The sequence below is a fragment of the Pseudomonas sp. CAU 1711 genome (assembly GCF_039888625.1).
Lineage (GTDB): Bacteria > Pseudomonadota > Gammaproteobacteria > Pseudomonadales > Pseudomonadaceae > Aquipseudomonas.
In genome coordinates this window covers 141611-162545 of record NZ_JBDQQT010000002.1, presented here as the reverse complement: position 1 = coordinate 162545, position 20935 = coordinate 141611, and the positions used below count along the sequence as shown (strand labels likewise).

General features: G+C 69.6%; 20 protein-coding genes. 9 read left to right on the top strand and 11 right to left on the bottom strand.

Annotation, left to right across the window (positions count from 1 at the left end):
• Positions 1 to 13: 13 nt before the first annotated feature.
• Positions 14 to 925, top strand: coding sequence for an SDR family oxidoreductase (locus AAFN46_RS02810; RefSeq protein ID WP_347807174.1), 912 nt, complete (start codon positions 14 to 16; stop codon positions 923 to 925).
• 161 nt (positions 926 to 1086) lie between these two features.
• On the opposite strand, the gene AAFN46_RS02805 is transcribed toward AAFN46_RS02810, so the two are convergent.
• The 3 genes from AAFN46_RS02805 to AAFN46_RS02795 all read right to left on the bottom strand — a co-directional run bounded on the left by AAFN46_RS02805 (position 1087) and on the right by AAFN46_RS02795 (position 3445).
• The gene (locus tag AAFN46_RS02805) at positions 1087 to 2160 is read right to left on the bottom strand and encodes a hypothetical protein (protein ID WP_347807173.1); all 1074 of its coding nucleotides are present in this window, start codon (positions 2158 to 2160) and stop codon (positions 1087 to 1089) included.
• A gap of 67 nt (positions 2161 to 2227) precedes the next feature.
• Entirely contained in the window at positions 2228 to 3040 is an 813-nt protein-coding gene (locus AAFN46_RS02800) for a transglutaminase family protein (RefSeq protein WP_347807172.1), read from the bottom strand.
• Positions 3041 to 3139: 99 nt separating this feature from the next.
• Positions 3140 to 3445, bottom strand: a complete 306-nt coding sequence (locus AAFN46_RS02795; protein WP_347807171.1) for a hypothetical protein — start codon at positions 3443 to 3445, stop codon at positions 3140 to 3142.
• 212 nt (positions 3446 to 3657) lie between these two features.
• Here AAFN46_RS02795 and AAFN46_RS02790 point away from each other — a divergent pair, with 212 nt between their 5' ends.
• A complete protein-coding gene (locus tag AAFN46_RS02790) occupies positions 3658 to 4464 on the top strand; it encodes an ATPase (protein ID WP_347807170.1) in 807 nt (268 codons plus the stop codon).
• A gap of 69 nt (positions 4465 to 4533) precedes the next feature.
• Here the strand turns inward: AAFN46_RS02790 and AAFN46_RS02785 are convergent, their stop codons facing one another.
• The 3 genes from AAFN46_RS02785 to ada all read right to left on the bottom strand — a co-directional run bounded on the left by AAFN46_RS02785 (position 4534) and on the right by ada (position 6798).
• A complete protein-coding gene (locus tag AAFN46_RS02785; RefSeq protein WP_347807169.1) occupies positions 4534 to 5283 on the bottom strand; it encodes a methyltransferase domain-containing protein in 750 nt (249 codons plus the stop codon).
• Entirely contained in the window at positions 5280 to 5582 is a 303-nt protein-coding gene (locus AAFN46_RS02780) for a nucleotide pyrophosphohydrolase (protein WP_347807168.1), read from the bottom strand. Before AAFN46_RS02780 ends, AAFN46_RS02785 begins: the two co-directional genes overlap by 4 nt.
• A gap of 178 nt (positions 5583 to 5760) precedes the next feature.
• Positions 5761 to 6798 carry a bifunctional DNA-binding transcriptional regulator/O6-methylguanine-DNA methyltransferase Ada gene (ada, locus tag AAFN46_RS02775; protein WP_347807167.1) on the bottom strand — a complete coding sequence of 346 codons (1038 nt, stop codon included), beginning with the start codon at positions 6796 to 6798 and terminating at the stop codon, positions 5761 to 5763.
• Positions 6799 to 6922: 124 nt separating this feature from the next.
• On the opposite strand from ada, the gene AAFN46_RS02770 reads away from it, so the two are divergent.
• Positions 6923 to 10420, top strand: a complete 3498-nt coding sequence (locus AAFN46_RS02770) for a response regulator (RefSeq protein ID WP_347807166.1) — start codon at positions 6923 to 6925, stop codon at positions 10418 to 10420.
• A gap of 22 nt (positions 10421 to 10442) precedes the next feature.
• A complete protein-coding gene (locus tag AAFN46_RS02765) occupies positions 10443 to 11615 on the top strand; it encodes an HD domain-containing phosphohydrolase (RefSeq protein WP_347807165.1) in 1173 nt (390 codons plus the stop codon).
• Positions 11616 to 11619: 4 nt separating this feature from the next.
• Here the strand turns inward: AAFN46_RS02765 and AAFN46_RS02760 are convergent, their stop codons facing one another.
• Together AAFN46_RS02760 and AAFN46_RS02755 are read right to left on the bottom strand one after the other, a co-directional pair.
• Entirely contained in the window at positions 11620 to 11913 is a 294-nt protein-coding gene (locus AAFN46_RS02760) for a DUF2218 domain-containing protein (protein ID WP_347807164.1), read from the bottom strand.
• A 10-nt stretch (positions 11914 to 11923) separates the two neighbouring features.
• Positions 11924 to 12565, bottom strand: coding sequence for an NAD(P)-dependent oxidoreductase (locus AAFN46_RS02755; protein WP_347807163.1), 642 nt, complete (start codon positions 12563 to 12565; stop codon positions 11924 to 11926).
• A gap of 102 nt (positions 12566 to 12667) precedes the next feature.
• Between AAFN46_RS02755 and AAFN46_RS02750 the strand changes: the two genes are divergently transcribed.
• The 3 genes from AAFN46_RS02750 to AAFN46_RS02740 all read left to right on the top strand — a co-directional run bounded on the left by AAFN46_RS02750 (position 12668) and on the right by AAFN46_RS02740 (position 15486).
• Positions 12668 to 13555, top strand: coding sequence for a LysR family transcriptional regulator (locus tag AAFN46_RS02750; RefSeq protein ID WP_347807162.1), 888 nt, complete (start codon positions 12668 to 12670; stop codon positions 13553 to 13555).
• Between the two features lie 56 nt (positions 13556 to 13611).
• Positions 13612 to 14496 (top strand): PA4780 family RIO1-like protein kinase, encoded by an 885-nt coding sequence (locus tag AAFN46_RS02745; RefSeq protein ID WP_347807161.1) that lies wholly within the window; start codon positions 13612 to 13614, stop codon positions 14494 to 14496.
• Between the two features lie 90 nt (positions 14497 to 14586).
• On the top strand, positions 14587 to 15486 hold the full coding sequence (locus AAFN46_RS02740; protein WP_347807160.1) for an EamA family transporter: 900 nt from the start codon (positions 14587 to 14589) through the stop codon (positions 15484 to 15486).
• On the opposite strand, the gene AAFN46_RS02735 is transcribed toward AAFN46_RS02740, so the two are convergent.
• Entirely contained in the window at positions 15443 to 16342 is a 900-nt protein-coding gene (locus AAFN46_RS02735) for a LysR family transcriptional regulator (protein ID WP_347807159.1), read from the bottom strand. The two genes, AAFN46_RS02740 and AAFN46_RS02735, sit on opposite strands and share 44 nt — an antisense overlap.
• Positions 16343 to 16458: 116 nt before the next feature.
• Here AAFN46_RS02735 and AAFN46_RS02730 point away from each other — a divergent pair, with 116 nt between their 5' ends.
• Complete coding sequence (locus tag AAFN46_RS02730; protein WP_347807158.1) at positions 16459 to 17217, top strand: SDR family oxidoreductase; 759 nt, start codon at positions 16459 to 16461, stop codon at positions 17215 to 17217.
• Positions 17218 to 17436: 219 nt separating this feature from the next.
• Positions 17437 to 17901, top strand: coding sequence for a bacterioferritin (gene bfr / locus AAFN46_RS02725; RefSeq protein WP_347807157.1), 465 nt, complete (start codon positions 17437 to 17439; stop codon positions 17899 to 17901).
• Positions 17902 to 17942: 41 nt separating this feature from the next.
• Here bfr and cueR read toward each other — a convergent pair whose 3' ends face one another.
• A complete protein-coding gene (cueR, locus tag AAFN46_RS02720; protein WP_347807156.1) occupies positions 17943 to 18344 on the bottom strand; it encodes a Cu(I)-responsive transcriptional regulator in 402 nt (133 codons plus the stop codon).
• Between the two features lie 192 nt (positions 18345 to 18536).
• Complete coding sequence (locus AAFN46_RS02715; RefSeq protein WP_347807155.1) at positions 18537 to 20912, bottom strand: heavy metal translocating P-type ATPase; 2376 nt, start codon at positions 20910 to 20912, stop codon at positions 18537 to 18539.
• Positions 20913 to 20935 lie beyond the last annotated feature (23 nt).

The window sequence follows — 20935 nt, the reverse complement described above, 5'->3', positions numbered from 1 at the left end:
GAGGAGCCCCAGCATGAGCGACGCCATCCGTTTCCAAGATCAAGTGGTGATTGTCACCGGCGCCGGCGGCGGTCTGGGTCGTGCCCACGCGCTGCTGTTCGCTCAGCATGGCGCCAGGGTGGTGGTCAACGATCTGGGCGGCAGCACCCATGGCGAAGGCGCCAACGCCTCGGCGGCCGACCGGGTGGTGGCCGAGATCCGCGCGGCCGGTGGCGAGGCCGTGGCCAACCATGATTCGGTGACCGACGGCGGCAAGATAGTGCAGTGCGCCCTGGACAGCTTCGGCCGCGTCGACGTGGTGGTGAACAATGCCGGCATCCTGCGCGACAAGTCCTTCCACAAGATGGAGGACGCCGACTGGGAGCTGGTCTACAAGGTCCATGTCGAGGGCGCCTACAAGGTCACCCGCGCCGCCTGGGAGCACCTGCGCGAGCAGCAGTACGGCCGCGTCATCTTCACCGCGTCCACCTCCGGCATCTACGGCAACTTCGGCCAGAGCAACTACGGCATGGCCAAGCTCGGCCTGTACGGCCTGACCCGCACCCTGGCCATCGAGGGGCGCAAGAACAATATCCTGGTCAACGCCATCGCCCCCACCGGCGGCACCCGCATGACCGAGGGCCTGATCCCGCCGCAGGTGTTCGAGCAGCTCAAGCCCGAGCTGGTCAGCCCGCTGGTGGTGTACCTGGGCAGCAACCGCTGCCAGGACACCGCCGGGCTCTATGAAGTCGGCGGCGGTTGGATCGGCAAGGTGCGCTGGGAGCGCAGCCTGGGCGCCGGCTTCGACCCCAGGGTCGGCTTCAGCCCGGAAGACGTGGCGGCCAGCTGGCAGCAGATCGGCGACTTCGCGGGCGCCGTGCACCCGGACGACAACGTCACCGCCCTGCGCGAGATGATGGCCAACCTGCACAAGCACGTGGGCTGAGCCGTCGGCGCAGCCGGCCAGCGGCCGGGGGGCGCGCGGAGTCTCGCGTGAGCGGGATGGCGAGACCCGTGCCGGCGCCCGCCGCCTCGTGGCGGGGGCGGGGCGGCACGGGGATTTTGCCGAGGAGCAGGCCTGATTGCCCCGGGTTGGCCTGCTCGGGTTTAGCGGGCCTGCAGCGTGAAGGTGTCGTCCGAGGGTTCCTTGGTATAGGCGCCCTGGTCGTGCACCAGTTTCTGCGTGCCATTCATCAGGGTGGTGATACGGCTGTCGCTAGTCTTCGCCGAGGCTGCCTGATTGCTGCTGCCGGTGATCGGCGGCGGGTTGAAGCTGAAGGACCAGAGGTAGTGCCAGACGGCCGCATTGTGCTTCTCGGTCTGCTGCACGGAGCTGAAGTACCAGGGCTTCAGCTCGGTGAAGGCGGTCATGTTCATCAGCCCCTTGTTCTCGTCGCCGACGAACACCGTGCTGGTCACCGACGAGCTGCGATAGGCCTCGAAGATCACGCCCTTGCCCTTGAGCTCGCTGACGTAGCTGCGGCACACGGCCCCGGTCCACTGGTTGCCGAGCCAGCTCTTGGCGTAGTTGGAATAGAAGGGGTCGAGCAGGGCCACGCGCTTGGGCAGCAGTTTGCTGTTGAGCGTGCCGGCGGCGACCGCATCGCTGATCTTCTTGGTCAGGACGATGGCCATCTGGTTGCCCAGCGAGTGACCGAGGATGCGGATGTTGCTGCCGCTATAGCCGGCCAGGTTGTCCTTGTAGCTCTTGAACAGCAGATCGCCGGCCGATTCGCTCGGGCCATTGCTGTAGACGCCGCTGCTGTTGCGCCAGCGCATCGCGCGCGGGCCGCTGGCGGTCCAGATCTTGGCCTCGGCGTCCTTCACCTCGCCCTCGTCGGCGAACTGGTTCCAGTACAGCACGCCGACGTTGTAGCCAGCGTTGAGCCAGGCAGTCGCCAGGTCCAGGCTGGGGCCGCCGGCGCCCTCGCGGTTGAAGGTTTCGCGGTCCTTGCGCGCGGTGGCGCCGTTCTGCCAACCGTGGATATAGATCACCGTGGGCTTGCTGGCGCCGTAGTAGGCGTTGCTCTGCCCGGGCACGGCCTTCTGCCAGGTATCGCCGTAACCGAACCAGTACAGGCCGTAGTCGAGGTTGTTGAAGGTGGAGTCGGGGAATACGCCGGGGGCGGCGTGGACAAGCGAGGAAAAACACAGCAGGCAAAGCAGCAAGAGCTTGCGCATGGTGAGCGTCCCTTATGTTGTTGTTGTGTTCGGGGCGCAGCTATTTAGCGGTGATGGCAGTTTGCTGTCAATGCAGCGCGACGTTGCTCCCCCGCCGGCTCAGGGCATCGATGCGCTGGGCCAGTTGCATCCGCTCGCCAGCGTCCTCGCACAGCAGCAGCGCGCGCTGCAGGTCGAAGCGTTCGGCCTGCGGGCAGTCCAGCTCGCGATAGATGGCGGCGCGCAGCAGATGGTCGGCGCTGTTCGGCGGGCCCAGCAGGAGGATGCGTTCGGCGTCCTTGAGCGCCGCCAGGTGGTCGCCGGCGGCGCCGTGCAGGTGGCAGAGGTTACGCGACAGGCGCAGCAGCAGGGCGTGCCCGTCGCAGGTCTGGAAGTGTCGGGCCTGCAACTCGGCGCCGGGGCCGGCGACGCGCGCCAGCAGCTCGCGGCAGTCGCGGGTGTAGAGCCTGCGACCGTTGCAGGGGTCGAGCAGGTGATCGGCGCCGGGAACGCGCAGCAGCAGGTGGCCGGGGAAGTTCACCGCCTGCAGCGGAATGTCCAAGCGCTGGGCCAGTTCCAGGGCGAGCAGCGCCAGCGACAGCGGCTGGCCGCGCCGGCGCTGCAGCACCTGGTGCAACAGGGCGGCGCGCGGTCGCAGGGGCAGGTCGTCGTCCTCGTGGAAGTCCAGCTCGCCGAGGCGCCGCAGCAGCGGTTGGGCCAGGTCCGCCGCGGCCAGGTTGGGCAGGCCGACGGCCACCTGCTGGCGCAGATTGGCGAACTCGCGCAGCACGCTTTCCGGACGCAGTTGCGGATCGTGCTCGGCAGCGATCCACAGGGCCGCTTCGAGCAGTGCGGGTGGATCGCTTTCCAGACAGTGCAGCCAGGCGGGACGAGCGTTCATGCGGGGACTCCCTGACCAACGCGGTCAGCCTGACTATCGTCCAGCGTCCGCCAATCGTCCAGTGCGCCCCGCAGGCGCGCTCGCAATCTGCCTGGCGGCTCAGGCGTAGACGCGCTGGCCGCGATACATGCGCACCGACGCGCCGCGTATGGGCTCCTCGCCGACGCTCGGTGGCAGGGGCGCGGCCGACGCTTCGGCGCGGCGCGGCGCGGCGCCGTGGAAGTCGCTCAGCTCGGCCAGGCGGATGCCGAGGTTGCGCGTGTCCTGGTCGGTGGAGCGCAGGCAGGCCAGCAGCATGGCCTCCACCGCGTCCGCCTGGCTGAGGCGGATATCCAGCGTCAACTCGTCGCGCAGACGGCGCCGCAGCGCCTGCATGCAGTCCAGAACGGCTTTGTTCAGTTCCATGTCGACTCCCCCGAAGGCTTGGCTGGCAGAGGTTCAGCAAGTTGCGTACCAGTCGGCGGGGTGGCGAACTGTGCGGCATTTCACAGCTTGCCGCGTTCGGAGCTGCACGGCGCTGGTGCGCCGGTGCACTCGTCTGGCGCCATGCGGAAGCCGGCCCGGCATGGCGGTATACTGCCCGCCGGTTTCACTTTTCCGCATTTTCGAAGGTTTCTATGCGCAACGACGCCCACGACGAGCTGGAGCATGTGCCCAGCCTGACCACCGACCCGCGCGACCGCGACGCCTATCCGTCCGCGCATGTCCCCACCCCGCAGCGCGGCGCGCCCACCTATCCGCAGGTGGAGCGGCGCCGTGGCTACGGCACCGGCCCCCTGTGGGCGCTGATCGGCGCCCTGGTTATCGCCCTGGGCGGCCTGAGCTGGTGGAGCTACCAGCAGGTCGCGCAGATGCAGGCGCAACTGGTGGTGACCCAGGAGACCTTCGCCCGCATCAGCGAGGATGCCGCCGGGCGCATCCAGGATATCTCCGGCAAGGTGGTGGCCACCGAGTCCAGCGTCACCAGCGACAGCGAGGCGCTCAAGCTGCGGGTCAAGCAGCTGGAGACCAAGTTGGCCGAGTTGGCCAAGCAGCAGCAGAACCTCAATGGCCAGCAGAGCGGCCAGGGCAAGCGCATCGAGCAGCTGGCCGCCGATCTGAAGAGCCAGCAGGGCGACCTGGATGCCAGGCTCGGCAAGCTGGCCAGCGAGCAGAAGGCCGGCCTGGCCGGCGTCGACAAGCTGCAGGAGCAGCTCAAGACGCAGGGTGCGGGCATCGCCGCGCTGCAGAAACAGGGCGACCCGAGCCAGGCGCTGCGCAACCTGGAGCAGGACCTGCTGGTGCTGCGCAGCGAGCTGGACAACCGCGCGGCGCAGAACAACACCGCCGAGTTCGACGCCTTCCGCGCCCAGGTCACGCGCAACATCAACGCGCTGACCGCCCAGGTGCAGAACCTGCAGCAGCAGCTCAACGCGCGGCCCTGAGCCGCGTCGAAGCCCGCTAAGCGCCGAGCTGCGTCTCTCTTCCTCCGCTCCGCCCGCTTGCGGGAGGCGCTACAGCGGCCGGCACAGCCAGTGCAGGTAGCGGCCGAGGCCGGCGAAGCTCGGGTGGCGGCGGTGGGCCAGCTCCATTTCCAGCAGATCGGCCAGTTCGGCCTTGGCCTGGAACTCGCTCGGCATGTAGTCGTGGAACACGCGCACGCCGCTCTGGCTTTCGACCCGCCAGTGGCCGGCGAGTTGCGCCGCCAGCTCGCGCGGGTCCAGCGGTCGCTGCGGGGTCAGGCTCTGTCCCTCGCCGGCGAAGCGCTGCTTGCGCAGCTTGCGGAAGTGGCCCTTGAGCAGGTTGCGGTAGACCAGCGCGTCCTTGTTGTAGAAGGCCAGCGATAGCCAGCCATCGGCGCCGGTGAGCTGGTGCAGCACCGGCAGTATGGCGTGCGGCTCGGCCAGCCATTCCAGCACGGCGTGGCAGAGCACCAGGTCGTAGGGCTGGGTGAGCTGGCCGAGCAGCTCCTGCCAGGGCGCCTGGATGAACTGCGCCGCCACGCCGGCCTCGGCGAAGCGCTGGCGAGCGCCTTCGAGCATGGGCTCGGCCGGTTCGGCCAGGGTCACGGCATGGCCGCGCTGGGCCAGCCACAGGCTCATGTGGCCGAGCCCGGCGCCGACGTCCAGCACCCGCAGCGGCCGCTCGGGCAGCGCCTCCTTGAGGTCGGCCTGGAGCACGGCCAGGCGGATGGCGCCCTTGGCGCCGCCATAGATCTTCTCGGCGAAGCGGGTGGCCAGTTCGTCGAAGTGGCGATCGGTCACTTGAAACGCCTCTCGCTGTCGGCCAGCTTGGCGCGCACCGCCTGCTCCAGGCCGATGCCCAGCTCGGCGCACAGCAGGGTCAGGTACAGCACGATATCGCCGATCTCCTGGCCGGCGTGCGCCAGCTGCTCGGCCGGCAGCCGGCGCGATTCGTCCTCGGACAGCCACTGGAATATCTCCACCAGCTCGGCCATCTCCACGCTGGCGGCCATGGCCAGGTTCTTCGGGCTATGGAAGCGGCGCCAGTCGTTGTGGTCGCGGATCGCGTGCAGGCGGCGGGTGAGTTCGGCGATATCCATGGGCTCTCCTTCGGGGCGCATAGCTTCGGCCCGGCAGAGGTTTGTCGCAAGTCTGGGAGCTGACTCCCTCTCCCCTCGGGAGAGGGTTGGGGTGAGGGTGCCATGGGCAACACGGAGTGGCTTGGCAGTCCCTCACCCCCGGCCCCTCTCCCAGGGGGAGAGGGGAGTCACGGGAGCATCAGTCATCGAGTGTGGCGCCTTCCCGCTCCAGCAACGCGCGCTTGCGCGGCACGCCCCAGCGATAGCCCGTCAGCGCGCCGCTGGCGCCTATTACCCGGTGGCAGGGCACCAGCAGGCCCAGCGGGTTGCTGGCGCAGGCGCGGGCCACGGCGCGCGGGTGGCTGGCCAACTGCGCGGCCAGCTCGCCGTAGCGCCGCGTCTGCCCCGCCGGTATCTCGCGCAGGGCCTGCCAGACTCGCTGCTGGAAGGCGCTGCCGCGCAGGTCCAGCGGCAGCTGGGCGGCGCGGCTCGGTTCGCGCACTTGGGTCAGCACCTCGCGCAGCCAGTCGCGCAGGCCGCGCTGGTCGCGCCTCAGCTCGGCGGCGGCGAAGCGCTGGCGCAGCTCGGCCTCCAGCTCGGCCTCGTCGTCGCCGAACAGCAGGGCGCAGACGCCGCGCGTGCTGGCGGCGAGCAGCAGCAGGCCCAGCGGGCAGTCGGCGATGGCATAGCGCAGGGTCTCGCCGGCGCCCTTGTCGCGCCGCTGCGCCGGGCTCAGGGCCTCGGGCTCCTGGTACAGCGCGCGGGTGCCGGAGTAGCCGGCGTCCAGCGCCGCCTGCAGCACCGAGTCGGCCTGGGGCAGGGCTCGCTCCAGGCGCTGGCGGCGGCGGGCTTCGAACCAGGCGCGCGGGGTCATGCCGGTGCGCGCCTTGAACGCCCGCGCCAGGTGCGAGGCGGACAGGCCGATGCGCGCCGCCAGCCGGTCTAGGGTCGGTGCCCGCTCGCTGGCTTCCAGCATCCGGCAGGCCGCCACCACCAGATCGTCCAGCTGTTCGGCCGGGCTCTTGCCCTTGGGCGAGCAGCGCCGGCAGGGGCGGAAACCGGCGGCCTCGGCGCTGGCCGCGTCGGCATGGAAGCTGACGTTGTCGCGCCTTGGTCGGCGTGCCGGGCAGCTGGGCCGGCAGTAGATGCCGGTGCTGCGCACGGCGAAGACGAACTGCCCGTCGCAGCCTGCGTCGCGCTCGCACAGGGCCTGCCAGCATTGGTCGTGATCGAACATGGCGATCTCCCGAGGGATGCGTATGCCCCGATTGTCGGTCCGGGCGCCGGTGCTGCCAATCCGCATCTGACTTTCAAAGCCTATGCTGAAAGGCGCCATCCATTCTCCGAGCAGGGACGCCACCATGCCGCGCCTGTGCTGTCTGCTTCTGCTCTGTCTGCTGCCGCTCGCCGCGCCCGCGGCCCTGCAGCTGGATGCCGCCGAGCGCGCCTGGCTGGCCGAGCACCCGGTGCTGCGCGTGGGCATCGAGCGCAGCGGCTGGCCGCCGTTCGACCTGATCGACCCGCAGGGCAAGCACCGCGGCTTGAGCGGCGACTACCTGACGCTGCTGGGCCAGCGCCTCGGCCTGCGCCTGCAGCCGGTGCTGCTAGAGGATTGGGGCACGGCCATGCGCGCGCTGCGCGAGGGCAAGGTCGACGTGCTGCCCTCGGTGGCCAGGACGGCCGAGCGCGAGACCTTCATGGCCTTCACCCAGCCCTATCTGGTCAGCAGCAGCCTGATCTTCACCCGCAGCGATCTGGAGGTGCAGCGCGTGGCGGACCTGGCCGGGCGCCTGGTCGCCATCGAGCGCGGCTACGTGCTGCAGCAGGCCCTGCGCGACAGCGTGCCGGGCGTCAAACTACTGGAGGTGCGCGACACCGAGGCGGCTTTGCGCGCGGTGTCCTCGGGGCGTGCCGAGGCCTATGTCGGCGACATGATCGTGGCCAGCTACCTGATTCGCGAGCGCAACCTGACCAACCTGGAGCTGCGCGGCGAGACCGGCCTGTCCACCAGCGAGTTCCGCTTCGCCGCGCGGCGCGACCAGGCGCAGCTGGTCGCCCTGCTGGACAAGGCCCTGGCCAGCCTGAGCGATGCCGAGCGGGAGGCGATCAAGGAGCGCTGGCTGCCGCCGCTGACCGCCTTCAACTGGCGGCGCCTGCTGCAGGTGGGCTGGCCCTACCTGCTCGGCCTGGTCGCGCTGGTCGCCTTCGTGCTGGTCTGGAATCGTCGCCTGGCGGTGCAGATCGCCGAGCGCCAGCGCGCCGAGGCCGAGGCGCAGCGCCAGCGCAGCACCCTGGTGGCGTTGATCAACGCCATCCCCGATCCGATCTGGTTCAAGGACGCCCAGGGCCGCTACCTGGGCATCAACCAGGCCTGCGCCGAGCTGTTCGGCAAGCCGCACGAGGCGGTGCTGGGCAAGCGCGACGAGGAGCTGCTGGACCCGGCCTGGGCGGCGGCCCGCGCCGAGCACGACCGTACCGCGCTGAACTGGCCGCATCCCTTCGAGAGCGAGGGCCAGGCGGTCTACCCGGACGGCCGCCAGGTGGTGTTCGACACCCTGCGCACCACCTTCCACGATGACCAGGGCCGGCTGCTCGGCCTGGTCGGGGTGAGCCGCGACATCACCGCGCGCAAGCAGACCGAGGCCGAGCTGGCCCGCGCCAAGGAGCTGGCCGAGGAGGCGGCGCGGCTGAAATCCGATTTCCTGGCCAATATGAGCCATGAGATCCGCACGCCGATGAACGCCATCATCGGCATGTCGCACCTGGCCCTGAAGACCGAGCTCGAGCCGCGCCAGCGCGACTATCTGAACAAGATCCAGCAGGCCAGCCAGCACCTGCTGGGGATCATCAACGACATCCTCGACTTCTCCAAGATCGAGGCCGGCAAGCTGAGCGTGGAACGCATCGAGTTCGACCTGCAACAGGTGCTGGAGAACCTCGCCAGCCTGATCGGCGACAAGGTCGCGGCCAAGGGCCTGGAGCTGGTGTTCAACCTCGACCCCGGACTGCCCCGGCAACTGCTGGGCGACCCGCTGCGCCTGGGGCAGATCCTGATCAACTTCGCCAACAACGCGGTCAAGTTCACCGAGCGCGGCGAGGTGGAGGTGATACTGCGCGACGAGGGACACAGGGCCGACGAGGTGCAGCTGTACCTCGGCGTGCGTGACACCGGCATCGGCCTGACGGCGGAGCAGCAGGGGCGGCTGTTCGAGTCCTTCCAGCAGGCCGACAGCTCGACCACCCGCAAGTACGGTGGCACCGGCCTCGGCCTGGCGATCTGCAAGAGCCTGGCCGAGGCCATGGGCGGCAGCGTCGGGGTGGACAGCGAGGCGGGCCGCGGCAGCCTGTTCTGGTGCCGCCTGCCGCTCGGCATCGCCGGGCGACAGGCGCAGAAGCTGCTGGCGCAGCCCGATCTGCGCGGTCGCAGGGTGCTGGTGGTGGACGACAACGACAGCGCGCGCCAGGTGCTCGCCGGCATGCTGGAGAGCATGAGCTTTCGCGTCGAGGCGGTGGACGGCGGCGGCGCCGCGCTGCAGCGGGTGCAGGAGGCCGCGCTGCGCCGCGATCCCTTCGAGCTGGTCCTGCTGGATTGGCAGATGCCCGGCATGGACGGCCTGGAGAGCGCGCGGCGGATTCGCGAGCTGGGCCTGCAACCGCCGCCGCGCCTGCTGATGGCCACCGCCCACGGCCGCGAGGAGATTCTGCAGGGCGCCGGGCGGGTCGGCATCGAGGAGGTGCTGATCAAGCCGCTCAATCCCTCGCTGCTGTTCGACGCGGTGATCCGCAGCCTGGGCGGCGAGGGGCTTGCCCAGGGCTTCGCGCGTCTGCCGGTGGGCGAGGCGTTGCCCGACTTCTCCGGCCAGCGCGTGCTGCTGGTTGAAGACAACGAGCTGAATCGCGAGGTGGCCTGCGGCCTGCTGCAGGAGAGCGGCCTGCAGATCGACCAGGCCGAGCACGGCCAGGCGGCCCTCGACCTGCTGCGGGCGGCACCCGACGGGCACTACGCCCTGGTGCTGATGGACATGCAGATGCCGGTGCTCGATGGCATCGCCGCGACCGAGGCACTGCGTCGCGAGGCGCGCTTCGCCGCGTTGCCGATCGTGGCCATGACCGCCAACGCCATGCCGGCCGACCGCGAGCGCTGCCTGGCGGCGGGGATGAACGACCACCTCGGCAAGCCCATCGAACCGGCCGAGCTGTGGCGCACCCTGGGTCGCTGGCTGCAGGCGCGCACTGCGCAAGCGCAAGCGCAGTCGCCTGCGGCGCAGGCGCTGCCGGGCTGGCAACTGCCCGGGGTGGATATCGCCAGCGGCCTGCGCCGGGTGCTGGGCCGGCTCGAGCTGTACCTGCGCCTGCTGCACAAGTTCGCCGCCGGCCAGGCCGGCTTCGTCGACCGCCTGCGCCACCTGCTGGCCGCCGGCGAGCTGGAGGGCGCCGAGCGCGAGGCGCACAGCCTCAAGGGCCTGGCCGGCAACCTCGGCGCCCTGGACCTGGCGGCCCAGGCGGCGCTGCTGGAGTCGGCGATCAAGGACGAGCGCCACGACGAGCTGGGCGCTTTGCTGATCGAGCTGGAGCAGAGCCTGGCGGGCCTGGTCGAGGCGATTCGCGCGTTGCCGCAGGCCGAGGCGCAGGCCCCGCCCGATCCGCAGCGGCTGCAGCCGCTGTGCCGGCAGCTGCTGCGGCTGTTCGCCGAAGACGACCCGCGCGCCGGGAAAGTCTTCGAAGAGCAAGCCGAACTGCTGCGCAGCGCCTTTAATGAGGAGTACGGAGCGCTGGCGGCGGCCGTGCAGGGCTTCGATTTCGAGAGGGCCCAGGCGCTGCTGCGGGCGGCGACCGAACAACTGGAACTCAGGCTCTGAACGAGGAGGCGGGACAGTGGAGATGCTCGATCGGCCCGACCAGCCGCTGGTGCTGCTGGTGGACGATACCCCGGAGAACCTTACGCTGATGAGCGAGCTGCTGGCCGACAGCTATAGGGTCAAGGTCGCCAACAATGGCGCCAAGGCCCTGCGCATCGCCGCCGAGAGCCTGCCGGACCTGATTCTGCTGGACATCATGATGCCGCAGATGGACGGCTACGAGGTCTGCCGCCGGCTCAAGGCCGACCCCGCCACCGCCGAGATTCCGGTGATCTTCCTCACCGCCAAGAGCGAGCTGGCCGACGAGCAGCAGGGCTTCGACCTGGGCGCGGTGGACTACATCGCCAAGCCGATCAGCCCGCCCATCGTCCTGGCGCGGGTGCGCGCCCAGCTGCAGCTCAAGGCCGGTGCGGATTTCCTGCGCGACAGGAGCGAGTACCTGGAGTGGGAGGTGCGCCGCCGCACCCATGACATCCAGCGCCTGCAGGAGGTGACCATCGAGGCCATGGCCAGCCTCGCCGCCCTGCGCGACAACCCCTGCGGCAAGCACCTGGCGCGCATCGAGCCCTACATGGTCGAGCTGGCCGCCAGCCTGGCCCGCCAGCAGCCCGCGCTGGCCGAGGAGCTGACGGAGGAACGCATCGCCCAGCTGGGCAAGTCGGCCCTGCTGCACGGTATCGGCAAGCTGGTGCTGCCGGATCGCATCCTGCTCAGCCCGGTGCCGCTCGAGGGCAAGGACCTGGAACTGCTGCACAGCCATGCCCAGGCCGGGCGCGACGCGCTGCTGGCCGCCGAGGCCAAGCTGGGCAGCGTGCCGGACTTCCTGCGAGATGCCCGCGACATCGTCTACAGCCAGCACGAACACTGGGACGGCAGCGGCTATCCGCAGGGCCTGCGACACGAGCAGATTCCCCTGGCCGCGCGGCTGATGGCGGTGGTCGGCGCCTACGAGGAGCTGACCAGCTACCACCCCTACCGGCCGACCCTGGGTCACCCCGCCGCGCTGGCGCGGATCAGCGCCGACAGCGGCAAGCGCTTCGACCCCTCGGTGGTGCTGGCCCTGATCGAGTGCGCCGAGCGCTTCGTGCAGATCGCCGGCGAGCACGCCGACGATGCCGCCTCGCTGCACTGCGAACTGCAGCGCCTGGAGGAGTCGCTCGGCGAGAGCATCGAGCTGACCCTGCCGGCGGACTGAGGGCTCAGTCCGGAGTCTGCCATTCCAGGCTCAGCGCTTCCTGCCAGGCGAAGCGCTCGAAGTGGCTGGCCACCACGTGCTGCAGCCTCTCCAGGCTGTCGCGATCGACTGCCTCGACCCTGAGATTCAGCCCGCCGCTCTCGGCCTGGAGCAGCGAAAGCCCGCTGTCGAACTGGATGCGCCCCTGGCGCTCGTCGAAGCTGACCGGGATATTGTGCGCGAAGTGCCTGCACAGGCGGCCGATATAGCGCCCGGGAACGTCTGTGGCGACGAAGGCGCGAGACTGTAGCGGATTCATGCCCGTCTCCTCAGTAGGCCAGGGTGAAGCGCCGGCGCACATGGCGCGGCTGCTCGGTCTCGTCGAGCAGTGCCACGGCCAGGTCGGCCACCGAGATGCGCCCGGGTTGCTCGCCCGTCATCAGCAACTCTTCGCCGCCGAGGCGGAACTGGCCGGTGCGCGGGCCCGGCTCCAGATGTGCGGCGGGGGAGAGGAAGGTCCATTCCAGGCCCTGTTCATCGCGCAGCAGATCGAGCGCCTGGCGCGCGCCCTCGGCGCCTTCCTTGTATTCGGCGGGGAAGCCGTCGCTGTCGATCAGCTGCTGGCCCGGTGCCACGTACAGGCTGCCGGCGCCGCCGACCACCAGCAGGCGCTTGACCCCGGCGGCCTTGCTCGCGGCGGTGATGGACTTGGAGCCGGCGATAAACTGCTCGCGAATATCGGCCACGCCCCAGCCGGGGTTGAAGGCGCTGAGCACGGTGTCGTGGCCGCGCAGCTGTTCGGTGAGCGCGGCGACATCCTGCACGTCGGCGCGCAGGGCGCTGAGGCCGGCGCGTTGCGCCAGTTTCTCCGGGTGGCGGACCAGGGCGGTGACTTGGTGGCCGCGGTTCAGGGCTTCTTCCAGCAGGGCGGCGCCGACATAGCCTGTGGCGCCGATCAGGGCGAGTTTCATGGGGTGTCCTCGGTGGGTGTTTGTGTGGGACAGATAATCGCTGCTGGATAAAGTCGAGAAAAAGACGCCTAATCCGCTTTGACAATTAAGCAGAGCTTAATAATGGAGCAGCTCAAGCGCATGGCCCTGTTCGCCACCGTGGTGGAGAAGGGCTCCATGGTCGCCGCCGCCGAGGCGCTGGGCATGACCGCCTCGGCGGTCAGCCAGCAGATTCGCAAGCTGGAGGACAGCACCCGGGTCAGTCTGCTGCACCGCACCACGCGGCGCCTGACTCTGACCGAGGCCGGTGCGCAGCTGTACCAGAGCTGCCGACAGATCGTGCAGCTGGCCGAGCAGGCCGAGCAGCGCCTGGCCGAGTTGCGCGATGCGCCGGTGGGCGAGCTGCGCATCGCCGCGCCGGTGGGCTTCTCCGGCCATCTGCTGACCAATGCCTTGGCACCGCTGCTGCAGGCGCATCCGCAGCTGAGCCTGCGCCTGTTCTTCCAGGACGAGCAGATCGACCTGATCGAGCAGCGCATCGACCTGGCCATCCGTGTCGGCAGCCTGGAGGACTCCAGCCTGGTGGCGCGGTATATCGGCGATTGGCCGATGCTGCTGTGCGCGGCACCGGCCTACTTGGCGCACTGTGGTGCCATCGAGGGGCCGCAGCGGTTGAGCGGCCTGGACTGGCTGAGCCTCGGCCACGAGCGCGCTGGCCAGCTGACCCTGCATGGTCCGGGCGGCGCGGTGCAGCGCCTGCGCGTGGAGGGGCGGGTGGTGTGCAACAACATTCTCTCGGTGCGCCAGTTCACCCTGGCCGGCATGGGCGTGTCGCTGCAGCCGGAGCCCGAGGTGCGCGAGCTGCTGGCCCGTGGCGAGTTGCTCAACCTGCTGCCGGACTGGCAGCCCGACCCCATCGGCCTGCACCTGGTCACCCCGCGGCGCGACGCTCAGCCGGCCAAGGTGCGCTATGCCATTGATGCATTGCGTCGCGCACTGCTGGCGGGGTAGGCGCGGATTACCGTATAACGCCCCCAGCATTTCCCATCGGAGCCCCGCAGTACGCGATGAAAACCCCGAAACGCCTGCAACCCCTGCTCGAAGACGGTCTGATCGACGAGGTGGTGCGGCCGCTGATGAGCGGCAAGGAAGCCTCGGTCTACGTGGTGCGCTGCGGCGCCGAGCTGCGCTGCGCCAAAGTCTACAAGGAGGCCAACAAGCGCGGTTTCCGCCAGGCCGCCGAGTACCAGGAGGGGCGCAAGACGCGCAACAGCCGCGATGCCCGGGCCATGGCCAAGGGCAGCAAGTACGGACGCAAGGAGCAGGAGGACGCCTGGCAGAACGCCGAGGTGGCCGCGCTGTTCCGCCTGGCGAGTGCCGGGGTACGGGTGCCCAAGCCCTACGACTTCCTCGACGGCGTGCTGCTGATGGAGATGATCGACGACGGTTACGGCGATGCCGCGCCGCGCCTCAACGACGTCGACCTGCTGCCGGAGGATGCCCGCGAGTTTCACGCCTTCATGATCGGCGAGATCGTCAAGATGCTCTGCGCCGGCCTGGTGCATGGCGACCTGTCGGAGTTCAACGTGCTGCTCGACCCGCACGGCCCGGTGATCATCGACCTGCCGCAGGCGGTGGACGCGGCGGCCAACAACCATGCCTTCAGCATGCTCGAGCGCGACGTGCGCAACATGGCCGAGTACTTCGGCCAGTTCGCTCCGGAGCTGCTGGAAACCCGCTACGCCAAGGAGATTTGGGCGCTCTACGAGGACGGCAAGCTGACCCCGCAGAGCCAGCTCACCGGCCTCTTTGCGGAGCCCGAAGACGCGGCCGATGTCGATGCGGTGATGCGCGAGATCAAGGCCGCCCTGGCCGAGCAGGCACGTCGCGAGGCGCTGCGCAACGCCGAGGACGCGCCGCAGGGCGAGCCACCGCCGCCCTGGATGCAGTAGCGCGCTGTCTGGTCGGGAAAGCGGGCAACTGTATCGGGAAGGCTCGCGGCCCGGCTGCTAGTGTGCGGAGACTCGTTCCGGAGCTCCGCCATGCCGCTGCCGCATATTCTCCTGGCCCTGCTGGTCACCCTGATCTGGGGCGTCAACTTCGTGGTGATCAAGGTCGGCCTGGAGGACTTCCCGCCGCTGCTGTTCTGCGCCCTGCGCTTCGCCCTGGCGGCGCTGCCGCTGTTGATCCTGCGCGGGCCGCTGCCGGCGCCGCCGTGGCGCATCCTGCAGATCGGCGTGCTGCTCGGGGTGATCAAGTTCGGCCTGCTGTTCGTCGGTATGCACCTGGGCATGCCGGCCGGGCTGTCGTCGCTGGTGCTGCAGAGCCAGGTGTTCTTCACCGTGCTGATCGCCGCCGTGCTGCTCGGCGAGCGGCCCGGCGTCCGCGCCCTGGCCGGTCTGGCGCTGGCCGCCGGTGGATTGCTGCTGATCGGTCTGCAGCGGCCGCTGGGCGACAGCCTGCTGGGCTTCGCCCTGGTGATCGCCGCCGCGCTGGCCTGGGCCTGCTCCAACATCGCCACCAAGCGCTCCGGGGCCAGCGACATGCTGCGCCTGATCTGCTGGGTCAGCCTGGTGCCGGTGTTGCCGCTGCTGGGCCTGTCCTGGCTGTTCGAGGGGGCGCAGGCCATCGAGTCGGCGCTCACCCACCCGAGCTGGCGCGGCGTCGGCGCGCTGCTGTACATCGCCTTCCTCGCCACCACGGTCGGCTTCGCCATCTGGAGCTTTCTGCTGCGCCGCTACCCGGCCAGCCAGGTCACGCCCTTCGCCCTGGCGGTGCCGGTGTCCGGCCTGCTGGCCGGCTGGCTGCTGCTGGGCGAGGCGCTCACGGCGCAGGGCTGGTTGGCCTGCACCCTGGTGTTCGGCGGTCTGGCCATCACCCTGCTGCCGACCGGGCCGTTCAGGCGAGGTAGGGCCTTATCTGCGCCGCCAACCAGTCCATGAACAGCTGCACGCGCTTGGACAGGTTGCGCCGGTGCGGATAGAGCAGGACGACCGGCATGGGTGCGGCGCGGTAGGCGGGTAGCACCTCCACCAGGCGGCCGTCGGCCAGCTGCGGCAGCACGCCGACGCGTGGCACCTGGATCAGGCCGAGCCCGGCCAGGCAGGCCTGGCTGTAGGCGTCGGTGCTGTTCACCGTCAGCGCCCCGGGCATGTCGAGGACGCGCGTCTGGCCATCCTCCTGGTACTCCCAGCCGTCGGGCTTGCTGCCCAGCACCGACACATAGTGCACCAGGCGGTGCGCGCTCAGGTCGGCCAGGCTGTGCGGCGTGCCGAAGCGCTGCAGGTAGGCGGGGCTGGCGCAGTTGATCTGTTCCATCTGCCCCAGCGGGCGGGCGATCAGCCCGGGGTCGGCCTGGCCGCCGACCCGCAGCACACAGTCGAAACCTTCGCGGATCAGGTCGACGCGATGGTCGGTACAGCTCAGTTCCAGCTGCAGCCGCGGATGGGCGGCGAGGAACTCGGCCAGACGCGGCAGCACCAGGTCGCGGGCCACCGCCTGGTTCATGTCCACCCGCAGGCGGCCGCGCAGCTGGCTGGCGTCGAGCTGGAACATCGCCTCGATCTCCTCGGCGTCGGCCAGCAGGTCCTTGCAGCGCTCGTAGCAGGCCTGGCCGTCCTGGGTCAGGCTCACCCGCCGGGTGGTGCGGTGTAGCAGGCGCGCGCCGAGCTGGTTCTCCAGCTGCTGCACCAGCAACGAGACGCTGGCCTTGGGCTGGCCGAGGCTCTCGGCGGCGCGGGTGAAGCTGGCCAGCTCGGCGACCCGAACGAAGGCCTGCATGGCGTGGAGGCGGTCCATGGTGGCTCACTGTTATTGATTCCTGGACAGTCTAAGCAGGAGTGCCTGATTTATCCCGCTATAGCCGAGTAATAGCCTAGTCCTCGTCAGCCATTCACCCCGACGAGGTATTGCAGATGAACTCGACCATCACCCTGATCACCGGCGCCAGCCGCGGCCTGGGCAAGAACGCCGCGCTGCACCTGGCCCGCAGAGGTCATGACCTGATCCTCACCTACAACAGCGGCCAGGCCGAAGCCGAGGCCGTGGTGGCGGAGATCCGCGCCCTCGGTCGCAAGGCCGTGGCCCTGCAGCTGGACGTGAGCCGCGCCGCGACCTTCGCCGCCTTCGCCGAGCAGGTGCGCGACGCCCTGACCGTCACCTGGCAGCGCGACAGCTTCGATGCGCTGGTCAACAACGCCGGCATCGGTATCCACGTGCCCTTCGCCGAGACCAGCGAGGAGCAGTTCGACCAACTGGTGAACATCCACCTCAAGGGCACTTTCTTCCTCACCCAGAAGCTGTTGCCGCTGCTGGCCGACGGCGGGCGCATCCTCAACGTCTCCACCGGCCTGGCGCGCTTCTCCCTGCCGGGCTACGCCGCCTACGCGGCGATGAAGGGTGGCATCGAGGTGCTCACCCGCTACCTGGCCAAGGAGCTGGGCGGCCGCGGTATCCGCGCCAACGTGATAGCCCCGGGGGCCATCGAGACCGACTTCGGCGGCGGCGTGGTACGCGACAACCGGCAGGTGAACGACTTCATCGCCAGCCAGACCGCCCTGGGTCGCGTCGGCCTGCCGGACGACATAGGCAACGCCATCGCCATGCTGCTGTCGGAGGAGGCCGGCTGGGTCAACGCGCAGCGGGTGGAAGTGTCCGGCGGCATGTTCCTCTGAGAGGGTAGGCAGGGCCCCGATCCTGGTCGGATCGGGGCCTGATTGCGAGACCGATTCAGAGTCATTTTCATTTGTCTTAAAATTGGCTGCGGCCCAGTAACCACGCGGTATTGCGCTAATGCGAATCGCTTCTTCGGTCGTTTGATTGCAGTGCTTGACCCAGGCGCTTTCAGGGTCGAAGCTGCCCGTCTGTATCAGTGATTTATCGGGGAAGGACGCATGAAAGGCTCGACTGAGGTCGTCGATTATCTGAAGGAACTGCTGCGTGGCGAGCTGGCCGCTCGCGATCAGTATTTCCTGCACTCGCGGATGTACGACGACTGGGGCTTCAAGAAGCTCTACGAGCGCCTCAACCACGAGATGGAGGAGGAGACCGAGCACGCCGACGCCCTGCTCAAGCGCATCCTGTTCCTCGAGGCCACGCCGGACATGCGGCCGCACAAGATTCATCCCGGCGCCACGGTGCCGGACATGCTGCGTGCCGACCTCAAGCTGGAATACCAGGTGCGCGAGGCCTTGGCCAAGGGCATCGCCCTGTGCGAGAAGCACGGCGACTACGTCAGCCGCGAGATCCTCGAAGTGCAGCTGCACGACACCGAGGAAGACCACGCCTACTGGCTGGAGCAGCAGCTCGGCCTGATCGACCGCATCGGCTTGCAGAACTACCTGCAATCGCAGGCCTGAGCGAGATAACGCTGTGACAAGGGAGCCTCTGGCTCCCTTTTTCATGGCTGGCAGTGGCCCGCGCCGAGGTCGTTGAGGATCGGGCAGTCCGGGCGCTGGTCGCCCTGGCAGTGGCGCACCAGCTCGCTGAGGGTGTCGCGCAGGGCGGTCATCTCGGCGATCTTGCGGTTCAGCTCCTCGACATGGCCCTGGGCCAGGGCCTTGACGTCGGCGCTGGCGCGCGTGCGGTCCTGCCACAGAGCCAGCAGCCTGCCGACCTCCTCCAGGGAGAAGCCCAGGTCGCGGGCGCGCTTGATAAAGGCCAGCACATGCAGGTCGTCGCCGCCGTAGCGTCGATAGCCGCTGTCGCTGCGCCCGGCCGGCCTGAGCAGGCCGATGGACTCGTAGTAGCGGATCATCTTGGCGCTGAGCCCGCTGTGCTTGGCGGCCTGGCCGATATTCATGGCGTTTCTCCGTTCGTCTTGCTTGGCCCGGATGTAGTCCGGGGCCTGTGCCGGATTGCATCCGGGCTAGGGTCGAGGATGAGCACTCCCTCTCCCTTTGGGAGAGGGCTGGGGTGAGGGCTGGCATCGAGTCGTTCCAAGCATCCCTCACCCCCGGCCCCTCTCCCGGCGGGAGAGGGGGGCTTGCCGGGATCAGGTGTCACGGGGAGTCCAGGTATTGAGCAGCAGGGCGTTGCTCACCACGCTGAGGCTGGACAGGGCCATGGCGGCGCCGGCGACCATCGGGTTGAGCAGGCCAGCGGCGGCCAGCGGAATGCCCACCGCGTTGTAGACGAAGGCCCAGAACAGGTTCTGCTGGATCTTGCGCCAGGTGCGCCGGCTGATTTGCAGCGCGGCCGGGACCAGGCGCGGGTCGCCACGCATCAGGGTGATGGCGGCGGCGTGCATGGCCACGTCGGTGCCGCCGCCCATGGCGATGCCGACATCGGCGGCGGCCAGGGCCGGGGCGTCGTTGATGCCGTCGCCGACCATGGCCACGGTGGCGCCATCGCTCTTCAGCGCGGCGACATGGCTCGCCTTGTCCGCCGGCAACACCTGTGCATGTACTCGCTCGATGCCCAGGGCCTGGCCAACTGCCGTCGCGCTGCCGGCATTGTCGCCGCTGATCAGGTGGCACTCGATGCCGCCTTCGCGCAGGGCCGCGATGGCCTCGGCGGCGCCTTCCTTGAGGCTGTCGCCGAAGGCCAACAGGCCCAGCACCCGCGGCGCCGCGCCGCGCTCGATCAGCCAGGACAGGGTGCGGCCCTCGGCCTCCCAGGCGCTGGCCAGCTCTTGCAACGGGCTGGCCAGTCGCAGTTCGTCGAACAGGCGCTGGTTGCCCAAGGCCAGCTCACGGTTCTGCACCTCGCCCTGGATGCCGCGTCCGGCCAGGGCCTGGCTGGCCGTGACGCTGGGCAGCTCGATGCTGCGCTCGCGGGCCGCGTCGAGCACGGCATGCGCCAGCGGGTGCTCGCTGCCCTGCTGCAGGGCGCCGGCCAGGCGCAGCAGCTCGCTCTCGTCGATGTCCTGGGCGGCCAGGTGGACGATGCGTGGCTGGCCGGAGGTGAGGGTGCCGGTCTTGTCGAAGGCCACCACCGACACCCGATGGGTCAGCTCCAGGGCCTCGGCGTCCTTGATCAGGATGCCATGGCGTGCCGCCACGCCGGTGCCGGCCATGATCGCCGCCGGAGTGGCCAGGCCGAGGGCGCAGGGACAGGCGATCACCAGCACCGCCACCGCATTGATCAACGCCTGCTCCAGGCCGGCGCCGGCCAGCAGCCAGCCGCCGAGGGTGGCGAGGGCGATCAGCAGCACGGCGGGGACGAACAGCGCGCTGACCCGATCCACCAGCTTCTGGATCGGCGCCTTGGCCGCCTGGGCGTCTTCCACCAGGCGGATGATGCGCGCCAGCACCGTCTCGCCGCCGAGGGCCGTGGTGCGCACCAGCAGGCGGCCCTCGCCGTTGATGGCGCCGCCGGTGACCCGGTCGCCCGGCGCCTTGGGCACCGGCAGGCTCTCGCCGCTGATCAACGCCTCGTCGGCCTGGCTATGGCCTTCGAGCACCTCGCCGTCGACCGGGAAGCGTTCGCCGGGGCGCACCACCACGCGGTCGTCGAGGCGCAGGGCGGCGATCGCCACTTCCTCCTCGCGGCCGTCCGCCAGGCGCGTGGCGCGCTCCGGGCGCAGGGCCTCGAGGGCGCGGATGGCCGCGCTGGTCTGGCGCTTGGCGCGGCTCTCCAGGTACTTGCCGAGCAGCACCAGGGCGATGATCACGCTCGATGCCTCGAAATACAGATGTGGCTCGTGCTGCCCGGCCGTGGCCCAGAGATAGAGGCTCAGGCCGTAGCCGGCGCTGGTGCCCAGGGCCACCAGCAGGTCCATATTGCCGCTGCCGGCGCGCACGGCCTTCCAGGCCGCGCGGTAGAAGCGCGCGCCGAGGACGAACTGCACCGGCGTGGCCAGCAGGAACTGCACCCAGGCCGGCAGCATCCAGTGCAGGCCGGCCCACTCGGCCAGCATCGGCACCACCAGGGGGGCGGCCAGCAGCAGGGCGAGGAGCACCGCCAGGCGCTCGCGCCGCAGCGCGGCCTGCGGGTCCTGGCGCGGCGTGGCGTCGAGCAGGCTGGCCGAATAGCCGGCGTCCTCGACGGCGGCGATCAGCGCGGCGCCGGGCGTGCCTTCGAGCATCTCGATATGGGCGCGCTCGCTGGCCAGATTGACGCTGGCGCGGCGCACCCCCGGCACTCCGCTCAGCGCGCGCTCGATGCGCCCGGCGCAGCTGGCGCAGGTCATGCCGCCGAGGTTCAGCTCCAGGCTCTGCAGCGGTACCGAATAGCCGGCCTGCTCGACGGCCGCCAGCAGCTCGTCCAGGCGTTCGCGCGGGGCGGTTATGCGCGCCTGTTCGCTGGCCAGGTTGACGCTGCTCTGCTGCACCCCGGGCACCTGGCCGAGGGCGCGTTCGACGCGGCCGGCGCAGCTGGTGCAAGTCATGCCGCGGATGGGGAGATCGAAGGTTTCGACTGTGCTCATGGGGGCGACTCCAACGGGTTCGC

Excerpts from the sequence above, each read along its gene's own strand:
- AAFN46_RS02810 (WP_347807174.1), top strand. The coding sequence starts at position 14 with ATGAGCGACGCCATCCGTTTCCAAGATCAAGTGGTGATTGTCACCGGC.
- AAFN46_RS02805 (WP_347807173.1), bottom strand. The coding sequence starts at position 2,160 with ATGCGCAAGCTCTTGCTGCTTTGCCTGCTGTGTTTTTCCTCGCTTGTC.
- AAFN46_RS02800 (WP_347807172.1), bottom strand. The coding sequence starts at position 3,040 with ATGAACGCTCGTCCCGCCTGGCTGCACTGTCTGGAAAGCGATCCACCC.
- AAFN46_RS02795 (WP_347807171.1), bottom strand. The coding sequence starts at position 3,445 with ATGGAACTGAACAAAGCCGTTCTGGACTGCATGCAGGCGCTGCGGCGC.
- AAFN46_RS02790 (WP_347807170.1), top strand. The coding sequence starts at position 3,658 with ATGCGCAACGACGCCCACGACGAGCTGGAGCATGTGCCCAGCCTGACC.
- AAFN46_RS02780 (WP_347807168.1), bottom strand. The coding sequence starts at position 5,582 with ATGGATATCGCCGAACTCACCCGCCGCCTGCACGCGATCCGCGACCAC.
- ada (WP_347807167.1), bottom strand. The coding sequence starts at position 6,798 with ATGTTCGATCACGACCAATGCTGGCAGGCCCTGTGCGAGCGCGACGCA.
- AAFN46_RS02770 (WP_347807166.1), top strand. The coding sequence starts at position 6,923 with ATGCCGCGCCTGTGCTGTCTGCTTCTGCTCTGTCTGCTGCCGCTCGCC.
- AAFN46_RS02765 (WP_347807165.1), top strand. The coding sequence starts at position 10,443 with ATGCTCGATCGGCCCGACCAGCCGCTGGTGCTGCTGGTGGACGATACC.
- AAFN46_RS02760 (WP_347807164.1), bottom strand. The coding sequence starts at position 11,913 with ATGAATCCGCTACAGTCTCGCGCCTTCGTCGCCACAGACGTTCCCGGG.
- AAFN46_RS02755 (WP_347807163.1), bottom strand. The coding sequence starts at position 12,565 with ATGAAACTCGCCCTGATCGGCGCCACAGGCTATGTCGGCGCCGCCCTG.
- AAFN46_RS02750 (WP_347807162.1), top strand. The coding sequence starts at position 12,668 with ATGGAGCAGCTCAAGCGCATGGCCCTGTTCGCCACCGTGGTGGAGAAG.
- AAFN46_RS02745 (WP_347807161.1), top strand. The coding sequence starts at position 13,612 with ATGAAAACCCCGAAACGCCTGCAACCCCTGCTCGAAGACGGTCTGATC.
- AAFN46_RS02740 (WP_347807160.1), top strand. The coding sequence starts at position 14,587 with ATGCCGCTGCCGCATATTCTCCTGGCCCTGCTGGTCACCCTGATCTGG.
- AAFN46_RS02735 (WP_347807159.1), bottom strand. The coding sequence starts at position 16,342 with ATGGACCGCCTCCACGCCATGCAGGCCTTCGTTCGGGTCGCCGAGCTG.
- AAFN46_RS02730 (WP_347807158.1), top strand. The coding sequence starts at position 16,459 with ATGAACTCGACCATCACCCTGATCACCGGCGCCAGCCGCGGCCTGGGC.
- bfr (WP_347807157.1), top strand. The coding sequence starts at position 17,437 with ATGAAAGGCTCGACTGAGGTCGTCGATTATCTGAAGGAACTGCTGCGT.
- cueR (WP_347807156.1), bottom strand. The coding sequence starts at position 18,344 with ATGAATATCGGCCAGGCCGCCAAGCACAGCGGGCTCAGCGCCAAGATG.
- AAFN46_RS02715 (WP_347807155.1), bottom strand. The coding sequence starts at position 20,912 with ATGAGCACAGTCGAAACCTTCGATCTCCCCATCCGCGGCATGACTTGC.